19 protein-coding genes and 6 pseudogenes are annotated in these 22,642 nt (G+C 31.4%); 20 read left to right on the forward strand and 5 right to left on the reverse strand.

Going from position 1 to position 22,642, the window contains the following annotated elements:
* Window positions 1-148: 148 nt before the first annotated feature.
* The 16 genes and pseudogenes from WKS98_RS05435 to WKS98_RS05510 form a co-directional block, all read left to right on the forward strand.
* Window positions 149-616 (forward strand): annotated as a pseudogene (locus tag WKS98_RS05435) (lysine--tRNA ligase); the annotation flags it as partial.
* Window positions 617-678: 62 nt separating this feature from the next.
* Window positions 679-960, forward strand: a complete 282-nt coding sequence (locus WKS98_RS05440; RefSeq protein WP_034440341.1) for a CD1845 family protein — start codon at window positions 679-681, stop codon at window positions 958-960.
* An 81-nt stretch (window positions 961-1,041) separates the two neighbouring features.
* Window positions 1,042-1,146, forward strand: a pseudogene (locus WKS98_RS05445) (replication initiator protein A); the annotation flags it as partial.
* Between the two features lie 314 nt (window positions 1,147-1,460).
* Window positions 1,461-1,691 (forward strand): FeoA family protein, encoded by a 231-nt coding sequence (locus WKS98_RS05450; protein ID WP_498917581.1) that lies wholly within the window; start codon window positions 1,461-1,463, stop codon window positions 1,689-1,691.
* A gap of 3 nt (window positions 1,692-1,694) precedes the next feature.
* Window positions 1,695-1,938: pseudogene (locus tag WKS98_RS05455) on the forward strand (FeoA family protein).
* 1 nt (window position 1,939) lies between these two features.
* Window positions 1,940-2,077 (forward strand): annotated as a pseudogene (locus WKS98_RS05460) (FeoB small GTPase domain-containing protein); the annotation flags it as partial.
* Window positions 2,078-2,135: 58 nt separating this feature from the next.
* Window positions 2,136-2,531, forward strand: coding sequence for a DUF4418 family protein (locus tag WKS98_RS05465; RefSeq protein WP_498917583.1), 396 nt, complete (start codon window positions 2,136-2,138; stop codon window positions 2,529-2,531).
* Window positions 2,531-3,235 (forward strand): ABC transporter ATP-binding protein, encoded by a 705-nt coding sequence (locus WKS98_RS05470; protein ID WP_498917585.1) that lies wholly within the window; start codon window positions 2,531-2,533, stop codon window positions 3,233-3,235. Before WKS98_RS05465 ends, WKS98_RS05470 begins: the two co-directional genes overlap by 1 nt.
* Window positions 3,210-4,547 carry an FTR1 family iron permease gene (locus tag WKS98_RS05475; RefSeq protein ID WP_498917586.1) on the forward strand — a complete coding sequence of 446 codons (1,338 nt, stop codon included), beginning with the start codon at window positions 3,210-3,212 and terminating at the stop codon, window positions 4,545-4,547. The genes WKS98_RS05470 and WKS98_RS05475 overlap by 26 nt, the downstream gene beginning before the upstream one ends.
* A gap of 9 nt (window positions 4,548-4,556) precedes the next feature.
* A complete protein-coding gene (locus WKS98_RS05480) occupies window positions 4,557-5,222 on the forward strand; it encodes an iron transporter (protein WP_498917587.1) in 666 nt (221 codons plus the stop codon).
* Window positions 5,223-5,318: 96 nt separating this feature from the next.
* Window positions 5,319-6,542: a Fe-S-containing protein gene (locus WKS98_RS05485; protein ID WP_498917588.1), complete on the forward strand. Its 1,224-nt coding sequence runs from the start codon at window positions 5,319-5,321 to the stop codon at window positions 6,540-6,542.
* Window positions 6,543-6,550: 8 nt separating this feature from the next.
* Window positions 6,551-7,834 carry an ABC transporter permease gene (locus WKS98_RS05490; protein ID WP_498917590.1) on the forward strand — a complete coding sequence of 428 codons (1,284 nt, stop codon included), beginning with the start codon at window positions 6,551-6,553 and terminating at the stop codon, window positions 7,832-7,834.
* Entirely contained in the window at window positions 7,824-8,972 is a 1,149-nt protein-coding gene (locus tag WKS98_RS05495; RefSeq protein ID WP_498917592.1) for an ABC transporter permease, read from the forward strand. Before WKS98_RS05490 ends, WKS98_RS05495 begins: the two co-directional genes overlap by 11 nt.
* 11 nt (window positions 8,973-8,983) lie before the next feature.
* Window positions 8,984-9,703: an ABC transporter ATP-binding protein gene (locus tag WKS98_RS05500; protein WP_498917594.1), complete on the forward strand. Its 720-nt coding sequence runs from the start codon at window positions 8,984-8,986 to the stop codon at window positions 9,701-9,703.
* Complete coding sequence (locus WKS98_RS05505; RefSeq protein WP_498917595.1) at window positions 9,700-10,125, forward strand: FMN-binding protein; 426 nt, start codon at window positions 9,700-9,702, stop codon at window positions 10,123-10,125. Before WKS98_RS05500 ends, WKS98_RS05505 begins: the two co-directional genes overlap by 4 nt.
* Window positions 10,125-11,327 carry an ABC transporter permease gene (locus WKS98_RS05510; RefSeq protein WP_498917597.1) on the forward strand — a complete coding sequence of 401 codons (1,203 nt, stop codon included), beginning with the start codon at window positions 10,125-10,127 and terminating at the stop codon, window positions 11,325-11,327. Before WKS98_RS05505 ends, WKS98_RS05510 begins: the two co-directional genes overlap by 1 nt.
* Before the next feature lie 182 nt (window positions 11,328-11,509).
* On the opposite strand, the gene WKS98_RS05515 is transcribed toward WKS98_RS05510, so the two are convergent.
* Window positions 11,510-12,067, reverse strand: a complete 558-nt coding sequence (locus tag WKS98_RS05515) for a lantibiotic immunity ABC transporter MutE/EpiE family permease subunit (protein WP_498917599.1) — start codon at window positions 12,065-12,067, stop codon at window positions 11,510-11,512.
* Between the two features lie 210 nt (window positions 12,068-12,277).
* Between WKS98_RS05515 and WKS98_RS05520 the strand changes: the two are divergent.
* The 3 genes and pseudogenes from WKS98_RS05520 to WKS98_RS05530 form a co-directional block, all read left to right on the forward strand.
* Window positions 12,278-12,847, forward strand: a pseudogene (locus tag WKS98_RS05520) (site-specific integrase); the annotation flags it as partial.
* Window positions 12,848-12,991: 144 nt separating this feature from the next.
* Window positions 12,992-13,459 (forward strand): annotated as a pseudogene (gene metG, locus WKS98_RS05525) (methionine--tRNA ligase subunit beta); the annotation flags it as partial.
* 119 nt (window positions 13,460-13,578) lie between these two features.
* Window positions 13,579-14,901 carry a DUF2254 domain-containing protein gene (locus WKS98_RS05530; RefSeq protein ID WP_498917600.1) on the forward strand — a complete coding sequence of 441 codons (1,323 nt, stop codon included), beginning with the start codon at window positions 13,579-13,581 and terminating at the stop codon, window positions 14,899-14,901.
* A 362-nt stretch (window positions 14,902-15,263) separates the two neighbouring features.
* Here WKS98_RS05530 and WKS98_RS05535 read toward each other — a convergent pair whose 3' ends face one another.
* From WKS98_RS05535 to WKS98_RS05550, 4 genes are all read right to left on the reverse strand, one after another.
* Window positions 15,264-16,991: a leucine-rich repeat domain-containing protein gene (locus tag WKS98_RS05535; protein ID WP_498917602.1), complete on the reverse strand. Its 1,728-nt coding sequence runs from the start codon at window positions 16,989-16,991 to the stop codon at window positions 15,264-15,266.
* A gap of 84 nt (window positions 16,992-17,075) precedes the next feature.
* Window positions 17,076-17,630: a leucine-rich repeat domain-containing protein gene (locus tag WKS98_RS05540; RefSeq protein ID WP_498917604.1), complete on the reverse strand. Its 555-nt coding sequence runs from the start codon at window positions 17,628-17,630 to the stop codon at window positions 17,076-17,078.
* Window positions 17,631-17,652: 22 nt separating this feature from the next.
* Complete coding sequence (locus tag WKS98_RS05545) at window positions 17,653-18,426, reverse strand: leucine-rich repeat domain-containing protein (protein ID WP_498917606.1); 774 nt, start codon at window positions 18,424-18,426, stop codon at window positions 17,653-17,655.
* Window positions 18,427-18,501: 75 nt separating this feature from the next.
* Entirely contained in the window at window positions 18,502-21,081 is a 2,580-nt protein-coding gene (locus tag WKS98_RS05550) for a leucine-rich repeat domain-containing protein (protein WP_498917608.1), read from the reverse strand.
* Between the two features lie 256 nt (window positions 21,082-21,337).
* On the opposite strand from WKS98_RS05550, the gene WKS98_RS05555 reads away from it, so the two are divergent.
* Entirely contained in the window at window positions 21,338-22,639 is a 1,302-nt protein-coding gene (locus tag WKS98_RS05555; RefSeq protein WP_297378575.1) for a serine/threonine protein kinase, read from the forward strand.
* Window positions 22,640-22,642: the final 3 nt, after the last annotated feature.

Raw genomic sequence — 22,642 nt, forward strand, 5'->3', positions numbered from 1 at the left:
TTAGAATTTACGACAGCTTACGACAAATTTACGACAATTTGCTAGAAATTTATAGGCACTTATAGAGGGTTAGCAAATTGTCGTAAATGGAGAAGTACCAAAAAATAGACTTTTATAGAGATTTAGACAATTATCTAAAGTAAAGGGGATTTTTCCAACAATGAAGCCAATAGGCTTAGAAAAGGCAGAACATGGTCATATAGAGTCTTCACAAACTAAAGCTTTAAATTCAGAAAAACTTGATTTATCAAAAGTAAAAGTTGAACCTCTATTTGAAGAATTTGTTGACTTTGATACATTTGCAAAATCAGACTTCAGAGGTGTAAAGGTAAAAAACTGTGAAGAAGTTCCAAAGTCTAAAAAACTATTAAAGTTCACACTGGACGATGGAAGCGACAAAGAAAGAGTAATACTTTCAGGTATTAAAGACAACTACAGCACTGAAGAACTAGTTGGAAAAACACTTCTTGCAATCACAAACCTACCACCAAGAAAGATGATGGGAATTGATTCAGAAGGTATGATTATTTCTGCAATTTGTGAGTACGACGGAGAAGAAAAATTAAATCTAATAATGTTGGACAGTAATATTCCAGCAGGAGCAAAGTTATATTAAAGAACACGCTAATTATGAAACTGGGGTTTGTTATGAATCCTAGTTTAATTTTAGGGGTATGTATGAGATGGATAATTAGAATAATTTTATTACCGATAAGATTAGTGTTGAGTTTGCTCATAGCTTTTTTAACCTTCATATTAAGTTTGAGTACTGCGTTGTTAAGCGTAGTTTCTACTTTAATTTTTATAATTGGATTAGCTAGCATATTTCAAGGAGATAATCAAATTGTAATTGAAGCACTAATCTTAGCATTTTTATTTAGCCCATTTGGATTACCTAAATTAGGTATATATGTTATTGGATTATTAGAATTATTAAACTATACAATAAAATCTATTTAAAGAAAAATAAATATTAGACAATCGTAGACGATAGAAATCAATAATTCTGTCGTCTTTTTTATTTCAAAGAAAGGAGGTAGGATGAATTTTGATTATTTTTATAATAGGCAATCTGAAATGTATAACTTCATTAGGTTACCTATGGTATTGCTGGAAGATGGGATTTTTGAGAGCATTTCTATTAAATAAATTATTTTGAGAATAAGTTTTACTTATAAAATTACTAAAAATTACTATCTAACAAAAAAAATAAACGAGCCTTTTTTATTAAAATTCTTCTATTATATAGGCCAATAAAAAAAGAAAATTATAATATACAAGGCAACATAAGAAAGAGAAATTAAAAATATTCTCAATCTTAAAAATATTCCATTCTTTAAAAAAAGCTGGGAAATTGATTTGAATTTTCAATTTTCTATGTTATAATGAGTAAGAAGTTGATAATCAAATTCAAATAGTAATTTATTTTAATAAAATTAAAACCAGAAACGAGTGGTTAAATGCTTAGCTTAGTAATGGCGCCCTTAAATGTTAATTATAAGATTTTAAGGATTAAGTCTTTAGGAGATAGTAATGTAACTGAGTCCCACCTGGCAAGTCTTGGTTTTGTCAAAGATGCAGTTATAAAAGTTGTTAATGAGAACGATGGTAATTTAATTGTATATGTTAAAGATTCCAGAGTTGCAATCGGAAAAGATATAGCGAAAAAAATATTAGTAGAGAAGATGTAAGACTTGCAAACTTTAAGAGATGCAGTTGTAGGAAAATACTACATCGTTAAAAAAAATCAATGGTTCTGGTCCTTTGAAAAGAAGGATAATGGACATGGGAATTACAAAAAATTCAGAAATTTACATAAGGAAGGTGGCACCACTTGGCGACCCTGTGCAAATTAATATTAGACATTATGAACTTAGCATTAGAAAAGCAGATGCTGAATTAATTGCAATTGAAGAAATAGAAAAGAAGGAGGACTAAGATGGCTATTACTATTGCACTTGCCGGCAACCTCAATATTGGTAAGTCAACACTTTTTAACGGCCTCACTGGTTCCAACCAATATGTTGGTAACTGGCCAGGGGTAACTGTTGAAAAAAAGACTGGTAAGTATAAAAAATAAACACGTTTTTATATTACAATGTTATTAATAAAAATAAGTAGAAAGGAGTATTAAAATGAGTATAAAGAAGATTTCTGGATATATTTCTGCTATCATAGGTTTTTTGTTAGTGCTTGCACCAAAATTTATAACACCAGTTTGTCCTCCTATGGAAAAAGGGATGTTCATGAAATGCCATTGGATGGGAAATATGACTATGGGTATTGGAGCAGTCATTTTAGTATTAGCAATCATTCTTATTGTAGTTAAAGATTCAAAAATATCTCTAGGATTATCTATTTCAAATATAGCAATTGGTATTTTAGAGATACTAAACGCTCATGTGCTTATTGGTGGATGCATGAAAGCCGATATGGCTTGCAGAGCAAAAACCATTCCATTTTGCACATTGTTGTCAGGCATATTGGTTTTAGTTAATATTTATTATTGTATGAAAGAAAGACATTCATAATGGAATCAATAATTAAAACCGAAAATTTAAGCAAGAGTTTTAAGAGAGGTTCTAATACACTTTTTGCAGTTAAAAATGTAAACTTTACCTTGGAGGAGGGAGATTTTGTCAATATAATTGGCAGAAGTGGTTCAGGGAAGTCAACTTTTTTAAATCTTTTGTCTGGTTTATTAAAGCCGACTGAAGGTAAAATTTTTGCTAAGGGCAAAGATATGAGTGATTTTTCTGATAGAGAAATTAGCAAATATAGGAATGAAATCATAGGTTTTGTGCCACAAAGTCTAGGAACACTTCCAAATTTAAATGTTTTAGAGAATGTGTCTCTTCCTTATTATCTATTTAAAAGAGATGACTCTGCTTATGAAAAAGCAGCTATGCTTCTTGATGAGATGGGAATCTTGCATTTGAAAGATGATTTTCCTAAAAATTTATCTGGAGGAGAGCTAAAAAGAGTGCTGATAGCCAGATCTATGATTAATTCGCCGGAACTTTTGATTTTAGATGAGCCTACAAGTGATTTGGATAAAAACACTACTATGGAGATAATGGATTTATTAAAAAAAATAAATTCTAAAGGTACTGCACTTATTATAGTTACTCATGAGCTAGATATTTTAAAATATGGCAATACACTTTGCCAAATGGAAGATGGAAGTTTAATAAAAAAGGGGGATAGAGATGAATTTATTAAAGAAAAGGACTAGCATTTTCGCAATGATAGTAATCATGATTACCCTCACTTTCACGTCTGCTTTTGCAGCAGAAACAGAGTATGGTAACTGGGTTGAAGTCGCTGATGCTATGTCAGAACATTTACAAAAGGCCGTGGAAGTTTACAAGCCTGGAGATAAGGATGCTAAAAAAGCAGCCACAGATGCAATTAATGTTGCTTACTTTAAATTCTATGAGAAAATCGGATTTGAAAAAACAACTATGTCTGCAATTTCAGGCCAAAGGGGTTCAATGGTTGAACATCAATTTTACAGAGCAAAAAACTCTATCAAAGAAGATGCAGACCCAAAAGAAGTTAAAGATGAAATTGATGCACTTATAACTTATCTTCATGAAGATGCTCATACTCTTGATGGAACCTCTGGAGATTCTAAGTCCAGTGGTCAAAGTCAAGAAGATGCAAATAGCCTTTCAACAGGTCAATTGTTGGGAGAGCTGCTAAAAAGATTTGGTACATTTTTTGCAGTTCTTGGACTTACACTTCGTGAAGGGCTTGAAGCCATTTTAGTTGTAGCTGCCATTGCTGCATATTTATCAAAGACTAATAATAGAATTTATTTAAAAGGTGTATATATTGGAGCCTTGCTAGGCATTGTTTTTTCAGCAGTCCTAGCTGGAGTATTTAATATCATCGCCAATACAGTGGGAGAAGTTGAGTCTGGAATGGGACAAGAAATATTCGAAGGAATTGCGATGTTTCTTGCTGTTATCGTACTATTTTATGTATCCAATTGGATGCTTTCTAAATCTGAAGTTGAAGTTTGGAATAGATACATTAAAAACAAAGTTGAACAATCTGTTTCCAAGGGTAATTATTTTGCCTTATCTTTCACTTCATTCTTAGCAGTAGCAAGAGAGGGTGCAGAACTTATTTTGTTTTTCCAAGGTATGAGAACAGGCATTTCTGATAATCCGATGCATATGTGGATTGGACTTTTAGTTGCCGCCATAATACTTGCAATTGTATATTATTTAATTGCTAAAGTTTCTGTAAGGCTACCATTAAAACCATTCTTTACATTTACTTCTTGGCTAATGTTTATACTTTGCTTGTCTTTCTTAGGAAAGGGCATAGGAGAATTACAAGAAGCAGATGTAATTGGCAGAACTATAGTTCCTTGGATGAATGGATGGTCTGCTGAAGTTATAGGAATATACGATAGGTATGAAAATCTTATTCCACAAATTATTCTATTAGTAGTAACCATTGCTTCTGTTATTTATCAAAATAATAGAAACAAAAAAATTAGAGCTGAGCTTGAAGCCAGCCAAGAAAAAAAATAGGAGGATATTATGTTAAAAAAGAAAAGTTTATTTCTTGTTGTTATGACGCTTGTGTGTGCATTAATGTTTACAGCTTGTGGTAAAAAAGAAGATACCAATGCTAATAATACAGCTAATACTTCTACTGAAGAAAAAGCACCAGCTGAAGAAAACAAAAAAGAAACAGGAGATGCAAAAGCTGCAGCTCCAGGAGAAGATGCAGGATTTGAAGAATTTCCAATTGGCGATGACCAAACTAAAGGACCTTTAGTAATCTCTGGTGTATATTTCCAACCAGTTGATATGGAACCAGCAGGAAACTCAATTCCTAAAGAAGAAGCTGATTGCCATATTGAAGCTGACATTACAGCATCACAAGAAGGTGCGACATTAGGTTATGGTGTTGGTGATTTCGTTCCATGGTTACAAGTAAAAGCTTATTTACAAAAGGAAGGTTCAGACCATGTTCAAGAAGTAGCCTTCATGCCAATGAACGCATCTGATGGTCCACACTATGGTGCAAATGTTAAATTTGACGAAGGTGTTGGCGTTTATAAGGTAAAATTTGAAGTTACTGCACCAGGTAATGACTACTTACTACACGTAGATAAAGAAACTGGTGTAACAGGTAGATTCTGGACAGAACCACTTGTTGCAGAATGGACTGACTTCGAATGGAACGGACCACAATGGTAAAGTTTTAAAAATTTATAATATTTATAAGGGGAATTCATGTTCCCCTTATATACATTTATCGGGGGTGAAATTATTTTAAAAATTTTTATTAAAGTTATGGAGGCGGGAATAGCCTTTTCTCTAATGATTTCTTTAATGCTTGCCTATTATATAACTAAAGAAAGTAAATATAAAAAGCATGTTATTATAATTTCTTTAATTTTAGGGATAATTGCAGCAATTGTTTCAATAATTATAAGAAATATACCTAATTTTATTAATAGGACAGAATTGAATTTCTTCTCTATGGTACCCATAGTTATCTCGGTATTTTTAATATTAATTTTTATGGTATTTGAAGATAAGATAAATGCTAAAATTTATGATAATTTCATTTCAGCATCGGTTGTTGTTTATCTTGTAGGAATTTGTTTTTATTATTTACCGTATGTATTTAACCAATCAAACAAATTTGTATATTATGGCGAAAGTGCTGTTTCAACTATTGTACTTTTTAGGATTTTAGGCTTTGTTTTTGGGATAATCATGATGATTTTATCAGGACTTGCCATATATAAGTCTTCAGTTAAACTTGAAGGTAAAAACTTAAAGATTATTGTTTTTTTGAGCTTGATATGTTCAGGTATCAGCCAATTTAATATCATAATTCAAAGGTTTTATTCTAAAGGAATCATTCCTAGAAATGTTAACTTTTTTAGAGTTATTGCATTTATAGCTAATCACGAAAATGTGTTTTTATTTGCGACAATGTTAATTATGATAGCTATTCCAGTAATTTTATATAAGCAAAATATTAAAGTTAATGAAGATTATAGCAATAGGGCTCAGTTAAGAAAAATAAAGTATAGAATGAAGAATAAAAGACATTGGGCAATTTTTTTTCTTGCCGTTCTATTTATTAATACTTTTTCATTAACGGTTGGAAAGGCATATGCTAATAAGGAACAGGCCCTTTCACCACCTGAAGATTATCAAACTGAAAATGGAATGATTGTTATTCCTTTAAGTAGCTTAGAGGATATGCATTTGCACAGATATTTGTATAAGGCAAAGGATGGTGTACAAATGAGATTTTTCTGCATTAAAAAATCAGAAGGTTCCTATGGAGTTGTACTTGATGCCTGCGAGATATGTGGTCCATCTGGATATTTTGAAAGAGGCGATGATGTTATTTGTAAGTTGTGCGACGTTGTAATGAATAGGGGTACAATAGGTTTTAAGGGTGGATGTAACCCGATACCTTTCCCATACATTGTCCATGATAAAAAGATAAAGATTGCGCCAAAAGATCTTGACGCATTGTCTCATGTATTTAAGTAGGAGGGCTTATGTTTTGGAGAATAGTTAAAGGAGCGCTTTTTAGACAAAAGGGAAAGATGGTTCTTATTGCATTTACAGTTGCCCTTGGAGCTTCTCTTGCCACTTCAATGTTAAATACCATGCTCGGCGTTGGAGATAAAGTTAATCAAGAATTAAAGACCTATGGAGCAAATATTAATGTATTGCCTAAGGAAGCTTCCCTTCTTGATGATTTGTATGGCATGCAAGAAAAAGAGGGGCAGGTTCAAAAATATTTAAAGGAATCAGAACTTCCTAACATTAAAACTATTTTTTGGGCTTACAATATTGTAGACTATACGCCATATCTTAACACTTGGGTTTCTTGTAATAATGATTCTAAACATACTAAGATGGTAGGAACATGGTTTAATAATCATATGGATTTGCCTACTGGAGAATCAGTTGATACTGGTATGATTAGACTTAAAAACTGGTGGGAAGTTCAAGGCGAGTGGTTATCAGAAAATGATAGCGATTCAGTTATGCTTGGAAAGATTTTTGCAGACAGAAATGGATTTAAAGTTGGTGATGAAATCCAACTAAAAAGCAATAATTTAGACAAAAAATTAAAAGTTAAGGGTATTTTCTCATCAGGTTCTGATGAAGATTCATTTATATATTCTACTTTAAAAACAGCGCAAGAATTTGCTGGAGTTACTGGAGTTGTAAATAAAGTTGAAGTATCAGCTCTTACTACACCAGACAATGACTTAGCAAGAAAGGCTGCCAAAAACCCACTATCTTTAACTATTAAGGAATGGGAAGTATGGTATTGTACAGCTTATGCTTCTGCTATTTGTTATCAAATAACAGAAGTAATGACTGATTCTGTAGCTAAGCCAATTCGCCAAGTTGCAGAAAGTGAAGGAGATATTTTAAATAAGACTACTCTTCTTATGGTTTTAATTACAGTATTAACTTTGATTGGCTCAGGCTTTGGTATTTCTAATCTTATTACAGCATCTGTAATGGAAAGATCTAATGAAATTGGACTTCAAAAAGCTATAGGGGCGTCAAATGGAAGGATAATTTGCATAATTCTTGTGGAAATAATTTTGACAGCGATATTTGGAACAGTTATAGGTTACGGTGTTGGTCTGCTACTTACTCAGATTATTGGTCTAACAGTTTTTGGTTCAGCAATAGCTCCAACAGCTATGGTAGTTCCTATTGTAGCAATACTTATTATTCTTGTTACAATATTGGGTTCAATACCAGCTATAAGATACCTTTTGAATTTAAATCCAACGGAGGTACTACATGGCAGATAAACAAAGTAAAAATAAATTTTACTTAAAAATGATAATGACTTCCTTGGCAAGGAGACGTGCAAGAATGTTAACAGCACTACTTGCTATAGCTATGGGAGCAACAATTATTTCAGGACTTGTTACTATTTACTATGATATTCCTAGACAAATGGGTAAGGAGTTTAGGTCTTATGGTGCAAATATGTTGGTAATTCCCACTAACCCTGATAAAAAAATTACCAATGAACAGTTAGATGAAATTAAATCGTTAATTCCATCAGGAAAGCTTGTCGGTCAGGCACCCTATATTTATACAAATGCAAAAATTAATGAACAACCTTATATGCTTGCGGGTACAGATTTAAAGGGAGCGAAAGAAAATTCTCCATACTGGCTTATTGATGGTTCATGGCCTGAAAAACCTAGAGAAGTTTTAATAGGTAATGAAGTTTCAAAGGCTTTGGAATTAAAAGAGGGAGATAAAATTATTATAAATACTCCCAAAGTTAATGGAGAAGGTTCTATAGATACTAATTTTGTTGTTTCAGGAGTTGTAACAACAGGTGGTAAAGAAGAAGAACTTATTTTTATGAGTATTGATGATATTTCACAGCTTGTTAAAGACAAAAATTTTGATGTCGCAGAATATTCAGTAGAAGCTGAACAAAATGAACTTTCAAAAATAGTATCAAATATTTCACAAAAGGATGGATCTCTAACTCCACAAATGGTAAAAAGAGTTACCGCCTCACAAGATATAGTTTTGAATAAATTACAAGCTCTTGTCTTCATTGTAACGATAATAGTATTATTCATAATGATGATATGTGTATCCACGACAATGATGGCAGTTGTAACTGAAAGGCGTAAAGAAATAGGTCTTAAGAAAGCTTTGGGTGCAACAAATTCGTCAGTAATCGTTGACTTTTTAGGTGAAGGAGCATTTTTGGGGGTTTTTGGTGGACTTTTAGGTGTTGCATTAGGATATATATTTGCCAATAGAGTAAGTATTTCGGTATTTGCTAGAAAGGTAAGTTTCTTGCCTCTTTTAGTACCTATGACAATTATTGTCTGTATAGTAATAACTATAGTTGCATCTTTAATACCAGTATCTAAAACTGTTGATATTGATCCAGCTTTAGTGCTTCGTGGAGAATAGAAAGGAATTTTATGGATATATTAAAACTCGTAGACGTTTCAAAAATTTATGGTGAACTTAAAGCCCTTGACAAAATCAATTTAAGTGTAGAAAAGGGCGAATGGATTTCTATAATGGGTCCATCAGGTTCTGGTAAAACAACAATGATGAATATTATTGGTGCCATGGATAAACCTTCACTTGGCGAAGTTATTTTGGATGGTGAAGATATAGCAAAAAAATCACCTAAGGAACTAACAGTTATTAGAAGGGATAAGATAGGACTTATTTTCCAACAATTTCATTTAGTTAATTATTTAAGTGCTTTGGAAAATGTAATGATGTCACAATATTATCATTCTATGCCAGATGCACAAGAAGCAATGGAAGCTTTGGCTGCAGTAGGTCTTGCTGATAGAGCCAAGCACTTACCCAACCAATTATCAGGTGGGGAACAACAAAGAGTATGTATAGCTAGAGCTCTTATTAATCATCCTACAATACTTTTAGCCGATGAACCTACAGGAAATTTGGATGAAAAGAATGAATATATAGTTCTTGACATATTTGAAAAACTTCACAATGCAGGATCAACAATTATTGTTGTAACTCACGATCCTGAAGTCGGTGAAGAATCTGAAAGAATGATAACTCTTGAACATGGTAAAATTTCAAAAGAAGAAAAAATGAAAAGAAAAAGACCAGTTCTTGATACTGTAAAAAAAGATGAAAAACTTAAGGAGTTTATATGAGAAAAATTTTAAATGTATTAATAATTTTTTCTTTGGGGCTTGTCCTAGTTGCTTGTGGAGGAGATAAAAAAGAAGAAACTCCAAGCGTAAGCTATAAGGACGGCACATATCATGGAGAATCTGCCAAAGATGAAAGAGGTGGACTTGTAAAGGTGGATATAACCGTTAAAGACAATAAGATTGAATCTTGCACAATGCAAAACATTGATGGAGATGGAAAAGAAAAGGATGAATCTTATGGTCAAAGCCAAAATGAAGGACTATATAAGATAGCCCAACAAGCTATAAATCTTTCAAAGTCATACCCAGATAGATTAGTGGAAAAAGGAAATCCTGAAGGAGTGGACGTTATTTCGGGGGCAACAGAAACTTACAAGCAATTTATAGACGCTTGCAATAATGCTCTTGATGGTGCAAAATAATGAAAGATTTATACACAAGTAATTTAGCAAAAAAAAATATAGAAAATAAGAAGACAAGATCAATTACCTTGATTTTTCTTGTAGGAATTTTAACTTTTATTTTATTCATGTCATCATTTATAATTTTTTCTCTTAAAAATGGCATGAAATCTTTATCAGATAGGATGGGAGCAGACATTATAGTAGTTCCAGAAGGTTATGATTCTAAAATTACAGGTGCAATATTAAGGGGAGAACCTAATACATTTTTTTTTGACAAGGACATATTAAGTAGAGTAAAAAAAATATCAGGTATAGAAAAAGCTTGTGGCCAAGTTTATCTAGCTACACTTTCTGCTGGATGCTGTTCTTTTCCCATTCAAGTTATAGGAATTGACTTTTCTGATGACTTTAGCGTTAAACCTTGGCTTGAAAAACAGATTAAAACTCCAATTAAAGCTGGGCAAGTTGTTGTAGGTGCTAACATTGTGGGGGATATTAATCATAAGGTTAAATTTTTTAATCAAGAATTTGATATAAGAGGTAGGCTTGCAAAAACTGGCATGGGTTTTGATAATTCAGTTTTTATGACAATAGAAGAAACTCATAGATTAGCCAAGGAATATGAAAAGATAATTAATCATCCGGTGGCAAAAAAAGATGATATATCTTCTATTTTAGTAAAAGTTGAAAAAAACAAAGATCCTAAAACAATTCAAAAACTTATTAAAGAAGAATTTAAAAAAGAAAAAGTGTATCCTTTATTGCCAAGAAAAATAATGACAGAAGTTTCAGATTCAGCAAAAAATATGCTTGTGTATGTGTATATATTGATAGCTTTGATTTGGATACTAGCTTTCTTTATTTTAAGTCTTGTAAATACCTTATCAGTTAAGGAAAGGAAAAGAGAATTTGCAACCATAAGGATATTAGGAGCAACAAAGAAAAAACTCAGTGAAGTAGTTCTTGTTGAATCTATGCTAATTAATGGTACAGGTGCAGTCATAGGTTCTGTGCTTTCCTTTGTTTTAAGTATAACTTTCAATAATGTATTTTCATCACTTTTGAATATGCCTTTTTTAAGACCGAATATATTTCTTATGATTTTAATGTTAATAATAGTAATAATTTTGGGAACCTTGTTAGGACCAATATCTTCAATTATTGCTATTAATAAAATAAATAAAGTAGAATTATTATTGATGCAAAGAGATAATGATTAAAATAGGCTATTTGTCAAATTTTGGGGAGACTTGTTAACTCGAGTCTCTCTTTTCATTTAAAAATCAATACTTAAACGCTAATAAAAGATAAAAACTAAAATAACTAAAAAACCATTAAAAATAAACATAGCAAATAAGACTCCTAGGGGTTTTGCGAAATTTTCCCATTTTCTTATCCCTACTTACAAGCAATATGGTTTTAGTGCTAAAAATACACCTGAAAAAGAAATAGCTAAACTGACCAATACCGAAAAGATCACCCCTAATTTTTTTGAAATTATAAAGCTAAAAGGGATTTGCCACATGGTTGTAACAAACACGACTATAATCCCTAAAAATATTGAAGCAATACTTAATTGCTTAATTTGATTAATTCCAAACAAACTAAAAATAAATTGTATACAAACCACAGCAACACTTAATAGAAAACAGGAAAGAAGAGCATATCCTAATACAACCAAAAGTTCAGAGCTCCATATTTTTCCTTGAGAAACTGGTAGACAACGGATTGCACGAAGTCCGTGCTTTCCGTTATCTATATTAACAGCTGTTGCACTGATTAATGCGAATGTGGCAGGTAAAAAAACTACATAGTACCAGTTGAATAAATTCAAGGAAAAATAACCTTGTTGAACAATAGCCATTAGTGCTAAGCAAAGAGGACTAGCAATAGCAATTCTTCTTGTTGCAGTTCTTTTTGTTTTCAAGAACTCGGCCATTAATATAGTTGAATTACTCATTGAAACCTCCTTGCTGATTACTAATAACTTTCATAAAAAGTTGCTCCAAATCCATTTTTGAATCAAATGCACCTTGATAACATAAATGTCCTGATGCAATGATTCCAATATGATCTGCAATATGTTCGACTTCAGATAAAATATGAGAAGACAGAATTACAGTAGTTCCTTGTTGTGAAAAACCTCTAATAAGTTCTCTCAATTCCTTTATTGCAATGGGACGATCTAGATTTTGATAATGGTCTTATAAATGTAAATAGAACTTTGGTATATTATAGTAAAGGTAAAGGATTAAACAATAGATATGCTATTAATACACCGAAGACAGAATCAGGTAAGCGAAGTATTCCTATGGTTCAAAAAGTAAAAGATGCTTTTCTTATAGAAAGAGAGTTACAAAAGACTTTTGGAATCGAATGTTGTGATTCAATCGATGGATTTAAAGACTTTGTATTTTTAAACAGATTCGGAAAGGTTCACAATAATGGAACACTTAATAAAGCTTTAAGAAGAATTGTTAGAGATTGCAATTTAAGTATAATGGATAAAAATATATCGAACTCTAATGATATTCTATTAGTTCCACATTTAAGCAATCACATTTTCAGACACACCTTTACTACAAGGCTTAATGAACAAAATATAAATACAAAAGCAATGCAGTCTATTCTAGGTCATTCTGATATTAGTACAACAATGGATATATATGTAGATGCAACAGAAGATTTTAAGATAGAACAGATGGGAGAATTTGAAAAAGCGATGAAATTTATATTTTAGAATTTACGACAGCTTACGACAAATTTACGACAATTTGCTAGAAATTTATAGGCACTTATAGAGAGTTAGCAAATTGTCGTAAATTGAGAAGTACCATAAAATAGACTTTTATAGAGATTTAGACAATTATCTAAAGTAGAGGGGATTTTCCCAACAATGAAGCCAATAGGCTTAGAAAAGGCAGAACATGCCCATGTAGAACATTCAAAAAATGCAACAGTGAATTCAGAAAAACTTGATTTATCAAAGGTAAAAGTTGAACCACTATTTGAAGAATTTGTTGACTTTGATACATTTGCAAAATCAGACTTCAGAGTTGTAAAGGTAAAAAACTGTGAAGAAGTTCCAAAGTCAAAGAAACTATTAAAGTTCACACTAGATGATGGAAGCGACAAAGAAAGAGTAATTTTTTCAGGTATTAAGGACAACTACAGCGCTGAAGAACTAGTTGGCAAAACACTTCTTGCAATCACAAACCTACCACCAAGAAAGATGATGGGAATTGACTCAGAAGGTATGATTATATCTGCAATTTGTGAGTACGATGGAGAAGAAAAATTAAATCTAATCATGTTGGATGAAAATATTCCAGCAGGAGCAAAATTATATTAAATGTAAAAAAGGCCCATGTCAAAAAATTGATAATGGGTCTTTTTTAGAAATTTACAAAACACATAATTATATATTTCTGATATAATTAGAGAACAATAAAAATTTTAGGAGGAAGGAAAATGATAGACAGAATAAAACTAGCCTATTCTAACAATAGGAACATTATTAAAATAATAAGATATATATTCTTGTCTTTTGTGTTTTTGTTTATAACCTGGTTTTTTGATGTTAAACATCCATACCTAAAAGCAGAAATGCCAGAAATATTATTGTTGACACCAGAAGTAACTTCATCTTTTTTATCTAATTTAACGGGGACTTTTCTAACGGTTTCCACTTTTACTTTGACTACAATTTTAACGGTTTTAAATAAGTATTCAGGGTCATTTTCACCTAGAATAGTTCAAGATTTTATAGATAAGCCAAATGTATTAAGTCTTTTTGGAGTTTTCATTGGAGGTTTTTTCTATACAGTACTGTCCTTATTTATGATTCAAAATTTAGATAGCGAAACGAAATTAATTTCAGGAACCCTTGGAATATTTTATGCCATTGCCGCAATGATATCATTTATTTTATTTGTTAAGAGAGTTCTATCTGATATAAAGGCAGAAAATGTAATAGAAAACATATATAACAATGCTGATAAATTAATTGTAAAGGAATCTGAAAAGAGAAAAATAGCTGAAAGATTTGATAGTGGTGACTGGGATGAAACTTATAAAATCTATGCCAACGATTCTGGTTACTTATATGGAATAAATGCTGACAAACTACTTAGCCTTATAGAAGATAACAAGTATGAAATTATTATAAACAAGAGAATTAATGACTATGTATTAAAGGGTATGTATATAGCTAAACTTAACTTATTAAAAGATTTGGATATGGACCAAGAGGAAAAAGATAAGTTCTTTGAAAAAATTTCCTCTAATATCTTAATAAATATCAAAAAAAATGATACCAAGGACTATCACCATGAACTTACAAATTTAGTAGAAGTTTCTCTAAAAGCATTAAGCCCAGGAATAAACGATCCTAATACAGCATCAGAAGCTATTATTAAAATAGGCATACTTTTAGGAAAGTTATTTTCGTCAGAAAACTTTTACCAAATTTTAGAAGAAGATGAGAACGCAAAAATAATTTATAATAATTATTCTGCAAAGGAAGAACTTCAACTATCATATAATCAGATTTTATTCTATGGAAAGTCCGACCCAGAAATTGCCAAAACAGTTTTAAACAGTATTTACATGGTTTATCTTGTAGCCGACAATTCTTTACATAGAGAAATTGAAATGTTTTTTAATTATTGCTATAACCTTTGTAAGGAAACTATGGACAACCAAAGCTATATAGACCAACTTGATGAAATATATAAAGATTTTGAACAAAAAAAAGATGATTCCATGGATAAAGACATAAATAAAGAGGACTAACATTTGGAATGAAAAATTTTAGAAGATTTAGAAATAGAATATTAGCACTTGAATAATATACAAGAACTGAATAAAAGAATTAGCTTTTAGGAAAATAATCCTATAGGCTTATTAAGTGACGCTAAAAACAAGTAGAAAGTGACTATTCAAATAGGTCTTTTAAAAGTAAGTGAATAATGATGTATAAATAAGAGGAGATGCCAACTTTATAGGTTAGCATCCCCCAATGGATTCTTTAGAGCCAATAAAAAAAGACGGTAGAAAACCTATCGTCTTTTTGTCTAAATTTTATTTTCAATAATAATTTTTTATTTGTAATTTTGCCCTAAACCACAAGGTTAAAAACCTAATCTTTTAAGAAATCATTTTTTATTAATATCTACGTATTCATCAAAGGCGTCTTCACCAATATTTTCAATCTCTTTAGGTATATAAACTTCGAAGATTCCATTGTAGGAAAAAGCTTTAGCTCCTATAGATTTTATACTCCATGGTAGGTTAAGAATTCCTATCTTATTAAAACTAAAAGCCCCTTCTCCTATAGATTTTACACTATTAGGTATTGTAAGGGTTTCAATTTTATTATCCCAAAAAGCGTCTTCTTCAATTTCTTCAACTCCCATGGGAATATTTATTTTTTCAATACCTCTATCACTAAAAGAATCGAAGCCAATAATTTTGACTGGAATTCCTTCAATTTTTTTTGGTATTGTTATTTCTTTGCTAGAGCCTAAATATTTAACTATAGTTCCAGTATTTCTATCAAAGTCAAATTCGGATGGAGGTGTTTCAGAGATTTTGTTATTTTTATTATGTCTACCTTCCTTATTTTCTAGGATTTTCTTAATTTTGAAATCTACATCAGGATCAAAAGCCTGGTCCCCAAACCCATAAATGGATTCAGGAAGATAAACCTCCTTGAGTTTATTTGATTCAAAGGCAGAGCCGCCTAGAGATTTTAAGTTTTCAGGAAGGTGGAGGTTTTCTATTTTATTCTCAGAAAAAGCAGAGTATCCAATGTATTCAATTCCATCAGGTAGATTTAAGTCCCTGATTTTATTATTCTTAAAAATACAGCATCCAATATATTCAATTCCATAAGGCAGAGTCAAGTCGCTAATCTGATTGTTTTTAAAAGCAGAATTTTCAATATATTTTAAATTTTCAGGCAAGTGTAGGCACTCTATTTTGTTATCCTCAAAAGCCCACGCTCCAATTTCTTCAATTCTATCAGGCAGAGTTAAGTCCCTGATTTGATTGATTTGGAAGACGTGTTCTCCAATAAATTTTATGCCTTTAGGCAGGTGGATTTTTTCAATTTTATTATTTTTAAAAGCCCCTTCTCCAATGTGTTCAACCCAATCAGGTAGATATAATTCACTGATTTTATTATTATTAAAAGCATACCATCCGATAGATTCAATTCCATCAGGCAAAGTTAAATCCCTGATTTGATTGATTCGGAAGGCATGTCCTCCAATAGATTTTAAGCTTTCAGGCAGGTGGAGTATTTCTATCTTATTATTATAAAAAGCTTCTTCTCTAATTTCTTCAATCCCAAAGGGAATATTTATTATCTCAATGCCAATATCATTAAAAGAACTGGGACCAATAATTTTGACTGGGACTCCATCGATTTTTTCAGGTATTATTATTTCCTTGCTAGTTCCTAAATATTTAACTATAGTTCCAGTATTTTTATCAAATTCAAATTCAGATGAAGGTGTTTCAGGGATTTCGGTGTTTTTATTTTTATCTAGGTCTAGACCTAGGCTTAATATGATAATTTCCAGAGTATTCCTAAAGGCGTCCTTATTAAGATGGAGAGGTAGATTATAAATTATATCATTTACTAATAGTTTTCTATCATTTATATCCAAAGACTCTAGTGTCTTAATTTGAATTAGAATATTTTCTTTTTCTAAAAGCCTTATTATAGAATACTCTTCAATACTTGGACCTAGGTCTAGGACATAGGCAGATAGGCTGCCAGAGAAAAAAACTTCTTTCCCAAAGTTTTTGTAAATATATTCCAGACATGATCCTAGCTCTCTAAATGTATCGGGTTTTTCATTAAATTTGTTTGTCATCCTATCCTCTTTTCTATTTTAATAATATTAAAATTTTTAGAAGTATTAATTGCTAACAATAAATGGGAATAATTCTAATTCAATTTACCAAAAAATCTTATTAAAAAATGATTTCTTTTTTAATTTCACAAAAGGATCAAAAGCCTTGTCCGCAAACCAATAAATGGATTCAGGAAGATAAACCTCTTTGATGTTATTATCAATAAAAGCACCATCCCCGATAAACTCAATTTCATCAGGCAAGCTTAACTTGTGGATTCGATTATTCTCGAAAGCAAACTTATCAATAAACCTTAGATTTTTAGGCAGACTAAGATGCTCTATTTGGTTGTAAATAAAAGCGCATTCTCCAATGGATATGACTTTATCAGGCAAGGTCAATTCATTCAACTTATTACTATCGAAAGCCCAGCCCTCAATTAATTTTAAGTTTTTAGGTAGAGTCAGTTTTTCTATATTGTTTTCAACAAAGGCAGCTTTTCCAATACTTTCAATATTATCAGGTAAAGTTAATTCGCTGATTTGATTATCGTAGAAAACAGTTTCTTCAATAGAATTTAAATTTTTAGGCAGACTTAACTTTTCTATCATGTTTTCAGAAAAAGCATTCTCTCCAATATGTTCAATGCTATCAGGCAAACTCAATTCGCTTATTTGATTACTATTGAAAGCGGAAGAAAGCGGACTCTCCAATGTATTTTAAGCTATTGGGCAGGTTAAAACTATCTATCTTATTTTCAGCAAAAGCGCAGTCTCCAATATATTCAATACCTTCAGATAGTTTAAGCTTTTTGATTTGATTAAGGGAAAATGCCATTTCGTCAATTGCTTTTAGGGATTTGGGGAAATCAATAATTTCTATATTGTTACCAGCGAAAGCATAACCCTTTATATATTCAATACCGTCAGGTAAAGTGAGCTTACCAATTTCCATATTAGTAAAAGCAAAGTCGCCAATAATTTTGACTGGGACTCCATCGATTTTTTCAGGTATTATTATTTCCTTGCTAGTTCCTAAATATTTAACTATAGTTCCAGTATTTTTATCAAATTCAAATTCAGATGAAGGTGTTTCAGGGATTTCGGTGTTTTTATTTCCATCAAGGTCTACACCTAGGCTTAAAATGATAATCTCCAGAGTGCTTTTAAAGGCGTCCTTATTTAGGTGGATAGGGAGCTTGTAAATTATATCGTTTAATAGTAGGTTTCTATCATTTATATCCAAAGACTCTATTGTTTCGATTTGATTTAGGATATTTTCTTTTTCTAAAAATCTTATTACAGAATACTCTTCAATACTTGGACCTAGGTCTAGGACATAGGCAGATAGTCTACCAGAGAAAAAAACTTCTCTCCCAAAATTATTGTAAATATATTCTAGGCATGGTTTTAGCTCTCTAAATGTATCGGTTTTTTTATTAAATTTGTCTGTCATACTATCCTCTTTTCAATTTTAAGATTATTATAAATTTTAGAAAGATCTATTTGTTAACAGTTAATAGAAATAATTCTAAATCAATTTACCAAAAATCTTATTAAAGAATGATTTCTTTTTTATTTTCACATCAGGATCAAAAGCCTTGTCCACAAACCCATAAATAGATTCAGGAAGATAAACCTCCGTGAGCGTATTTGATTTAAAAGCATCCTCGCCAATAAATTCAACACCATCAGGCAGAGTTAAGTTGCTGATCTGATTTTTCTCAAAAGCACCAAATTCAATAGATTTCAAACTCTCTGGTAGGTGGAGGTTTTCTATCTTATTATTATTAAAAGCATACTTTCCAATAAATTCAACTCCTTCAGTTATAATCAATTCGCTGATCTTATTGTTCATAAAAGAACCAAATTCAATAAATTTCAAGCTTTTAGGCAAGTGTAAGCGCTCTATTTTATTATATGAAAAAGTTGATGTTTTGATAGATTCAATACCATCAGGCAAAGTCAAGTCCCTGATTTGATTGTTCCTAAAAGCAGAACCTCTAATAGATTTTAAGCTATTAGGTAGCAACAATGTTTCAATTTTGTTATTAGAAAATGCCCTTTTTCTAATTTCTTCAATTCCCATTGGAATATTTATTTTTTCAATTCCAATATCTTTAAAAGAATCGGAACCAATAATTTTGACTGGGATTCCCTGGATTTTTTCAGGTATTGTAATTTCCTTGCTAGCACCTAAATATTTAACTATGGTTCTAGTATTTTTATCAAAGTCAAATTCTGGTGGAGCTACTTCAGCGATTTTTGTGTTTTTATTTTGATTACCCTCGTTATTTTCTAGCGTTTTCTTAACTTTTGTATATACTTCACTATCAAAAGCACCGTTCCCAAACTCATAAATGGATTCAGGAAGATAAACCTCCTTGAGTTTATTTGATTTAAAAGCACCCTCTCCAATAGATTTTAAGCTCCCAGAGAGGTTCAAATTTTCTATTTTATTGTTAGAAAAAGCATACTTTCCAATAGATTCAACTCCATCAGGTAGATTTAATTTTCTAATCTGATTATCACTGAAAGCTGAGTATTTTATAGATTTTAAACTCTTAGGCAAAAGCAAGTGCTCTATTATGTTATTTGAAAAAGTAGACTTTTCAATATATTCGACTCCACTAGGTAGAGTTAATTCACTAATTTGATTGTCAATAAAAGCAAATCCTTCAATAGATTTTAAGCTTTCAGGTAAGTGTAGGTGCTCTATTTTGTTATTAGAAAAAGCATACTTTCCAATAAATTTAACACCATCAGGTAGATTTAAGTCTCTGATTTGATTATGGCTGAAAACAGATTTTCCAATAGATTTTAAGCTATTAGGCAGCAACAATGTTTCTATTTTATTATAAGAAAAAGCAGATACTCTAATATATTCAACCCCATAAGGTAGATTTAATTCGCTTATTTGATTATCGCTGAAGGCCGCTCGTTCGATAGATTTCAAGCTATTAGGTAGCAACAATGCTTCTATTTTATTATAAGAAAAAGCAGACTTTCCTATATATTCGATTCCATCAGGCAGAGTTAAGTCCCTGATTTGATTACTCTTGAAAGCATCATCTCCAATAGATTTTAAGCTATTAGGTAGCAACAATGTTTCTATTTTGTTATTAGAAAAAGTTGCTGATTTAATATTTTTAATTCCATCAGGTAGAGTTAAGTTCCTGATTTGGTTGTCCTCAAAAGCATGTCCTTCGATAGATTTTAAGCTTTCAGGTAAGTGTAGGCGCTCTATTTTGTTATTAGAAAAAGCAGAGTATCCAATAGATACAATTCGATTAGGGAGAGTCAGTTCATTGATTTTATTATCACGGAAAACATGTCCTCCAATAGATTTTAAGCTTTCAGGCAGGTGCAGTTTTTCTATTTTATTATGAGAAAAAGCCGATGATCTAATATATTCGATTCCATCAGGCAAATCTAATTCGCTGATTTGATTATTACTAAATGCTAAATTCCCAATAGATTTTACACTATTAGGTATAGTAAGGGTTTCAATTTGATTATTCTCGAAAGCCCAAGATCCAATCTTTTCAATTCCAAAGGGGATATTTATTTTCTCAATGTCAATATTTTTAAAAGAAGAATTACCAATAATTTTGACTGAGACTCCCTGGATTCTTTTAGGTATTGTTATTTCCTTGCTAGCACCTAAATACTTAACTATGGTTCCAGCATTTTTATCAAATTCAAATTCTGATGGTGGTATGGTATTCTTTCCATCAAGATCTAGACCTAGGCTCAATACGATAATTTCTAGAGTACTTCTAAAGATGTCCTTATTTAGGTGGATAGGGAGCTTGTAAATTATATCGTTTACTAGGAGATTTCTTTCATTTATATCTAAAGATCCTATTGTTTCGATTTGATTTAAGATGTTTTTTTCTTCTAAAAGTCTTATTACAGAATACTCTTCAATACTTGGACCTAGGTCTAGGACATAGGCAGATAGTTTACCAGAGAAAAAAACTTCTTCCCCAAAGTTATTGTAAATATATTCTAGACACGGTTCTAGTTCTTTAAACCTATTTGCTTTCATCTCTTTATTCCTCCGAATTTTAGGGCAAGAAAAATAGTTCCTGTTTTGTCCCTGGATCATATTTATTTATATTATTATATCAAAGAGCTGGATAGTTTACTAAAATATTGGGTGATAGAATTCAGTGCTTATTATAATTTCATCAGAATCTCATATAAAAGACTAATTGATTAAAAATTTGAAATGTTATATAATATTTGTCAAATGGTAGGTATATAATTAAATTAATTTGTAAATTTTAAATTGATTTTAATTAAATATTACAGTGTGGATTTTTTTGTATATATCTTATAAAAACTCGTTGCTAGGAGGGAAAATGGACAAATTAAAAAATGGGCAAGTACTCCGTACTGATAAAGATGTCAGTGTGACGGTAAAAAAAGAGCTGGGATCTGGTGGTCAGGGTACTGTATACCTAGTAGATTATGATGGCAAAGATATGGCCTTAAAATGGTTCAAGAAATCTACTATTTCAAATGGAAGAAAGTTTTATGACAACTTGCAAAATAATATAAAAAATCCTAGTCCTGGTGAGGGATTTTTATGGCCAAAAGATTTGACCCAATATGATTCAGAAGACAAAGAAGCTAGTTTTGGCTATATCATGGATTTAAAACCTGATTCTTATGATGATTTTTCTGAATATCTATTGGGAAAGAAAACCTTCTCATCCATAGAGGCGCTTATAAATACAGGTCTAAATATTACCGAATGTTTTATGCTTTTACACAGGGCAGGTTATAACTACCAAGACCTTAATGATGGAAACTTTTTTATAAACTTTGATACTGGTGATGTTTTAATTTGTGATAATGACAATGTTATGGGCCATGGCTATAACTCAGGGGTAATGGGAAAGCCAAGGTATATGGCGCCAGAAGTTGTAGTTGGAAAAAAACCACCAGATAAACAAACGGATAGGTATTCACTATCAGTAATTTTGTTTTTGTTATTTTTTGCAAACCACCCACTAGAGGGAAAGGCCTCTTTATTAGATTTAACTACAGAAGAAGATGAGATTAATATTTATGGGAAAAATCCGATTTTTATAATGGATCCTAAAAATTTCTCTAATAGGCCAGACCCAGCCATACACAAAAACGTAGGCAGAAAATGGGGAGCATATCCTGAATTCTTTAGGCAGGCCTTTATAGATGAGTTTTCACAAGATAAGTTATTGATGAAGGCCAATAGAAGGCTTGAGAGTGAGTGGCTAGATATATTGATGAAGCTAAGAACAGACCTTATCACTTGCTCATGTGGCAGGGATTCATTTGTTGATTATAGTGGCAATGGAGTATGCTCTTGTGGCAATAAACTAAAGGTACCACTTAAATTAGAAATCAATAATATAAAAATCCCGGTATATCCAGGTGTAAAACTTTACAAATACCATACAAGCGATACTAGCGAGGACTATAAAACTGTTACAGGCGAAGTTGTTAGAGCAAAAAACAATCCAAAACAACTTGGACTTCATAATAAGTCTGGTTCTGCTTGGTATCTAAAGTATGAAGGCATGGAACAAAGGTCTCTAGAAGATAAAAAGGTAGCAAGAATTGTGACTAACTTAGAGGTTGACTTTGACGGTGGAAGAAAAGGAATATTTAATAAATAAGGA

Source organism: Lagierella sp. ICN-221743 (assembly GCF_037890055.1).
Lineage (GTDB): Bacteria > Bacillota > Clostridia > Tissierellales > Peptoniphilaceae > Mediannikoviicoccus.

What these genes read in the sequence shown, in the direction of transcription:
- WKS98_RS05450 (WP_498917581.1), top strand. Translation starts at nt 1,461, where the DNA reads ATGCTTAGCTTAGTAATGGCGCCCTTAAATGTTAATTATAAGATTTTA.
- WKS98_RS05470 (WP_498917585.1), top strand. Translation starts at nt 2,531, where the DNA reads ATGGAATCAATAATTAAAACCGAAAATTTAAGCAAGAGTTTTAAGAGA.
- WKS98_RS05495 (WP_498917592.1), top strand. Translation starts at nt 7,824, where the DNA reads ATGGCAGATAAACAAAGTAAAAATAAATTTTACTTAAAAATGATAATG.
- WKS98_RS05535 (WP_498917602.1), bottom strand. Translation starts at nt 16,991, where the DNA reads ATGACAAACAAATTTAATGAAAAACCCGATACATTTAGAGAGCTAGGA.
- WKS98_RS05545 (WP_498917606.1), bottom strand. Translation starts at nt 18,426, where the DNA reads ATGACAGACAAATTTAATAAAAAAACCGATACATTTAGAGAGCTAAAA.
- WKS98_RS05500 (WP_498917594.1), top strand. Translation starts at nt 8,984, where the DNA reads ATGGATATATTAAAACTCGTAGACGTTTCAAAAATTTATGGTGAACTT.
- WKS98_RS05465 (WP_498917583.1), top strand. Translation starts at nt 2,136, where the DNA reads ATGAGTATAAAGAAGATTTCTGGATATATTTCTGCTATCATAGGTTTT.
- WKS98_RS05490 (WP_498917590.1), top strand. Translation starts at nt 6,551, where the DNA reads ATGTTTTGGAGAATAGTTAAAGGAGCGCTTTTTAGACAAAAGGGAAAG.
- WKS98_RS05480 (WP_498917587.1), top strand. Translation starts at nt 4,557, where the DNA reads ATGTTAAAAAAGAAAAGTTTATTTCTTGTTGTTATGACGCTTGTGTGT.
- WKS98_RS05510 (WP_498917597.1), top strand. Translation starts at nt 10,125, where the DNA reads ATGAAAGATTTATACACAAGTAATTTAGCAAAAAAAAATATAGAAAAT.
- WKS98_RS05440 (WP_034440341.1), top strand. Translation starts at nt 679, where the DNA reads ATGAGATGGATAATTAGAATAATTTTATTACCGATAAGATTAGTGTTG.
- WKS98_RS05530 (WP_498917600.1), top strand. Translation starts at nt 13,579, where the DNA reads ATGATAGACAGAATAAAACTAGCCTATTCTAACAATAGGAACATTATT.
- WKS98_RS05515 (WP_498917599.1), bottom strand. Translation starts at nt 12,067, where the DNA reads ATGAGTAATTCAACTATATTAATGGCCGAGTTCTTGAAAACAAAAAGA.
- WKS98_RS05475 (WP_498917586.1), top strand. Translation starts at nt 3,210, where the DNA reads ATGAATTTATTAAAGAAAAGGACTAGCATTTTCGCAATGATAGTAATC.
- WKS98_RS05485 (WP_498917588.1), top strand. Translation starts at nt 5,319, where the DNA reads ATGGAGGCGGGAATAGCCTTTTCTCTAATGATTTCTTTAATGCTTGCC.
- WKS98_RS05550 (WP_498917608.1), bottom strand. Translation starts at nt 21,081, where the DNA reads ATGATCCAGGGACAAAACAGGAACTATTTTTCTTGCCCTAAAATTCGG.
- WKS98_RS05505 (WP_498917595.1), top strand. Translation starts at nt 9,700, where the DNA reads ATGAGAAAAATTTTAAATGTATTAATAATTTTTTCTTTGGGGCTTGTC.
- WKS98_RS05555 (WP_297378575.1), top strand. Translation starts at nt 21,338, where the DNA reads ATGGACAAATTAAAAAATGGGCAAGTACTCCGTACTGATAAAGATGTC.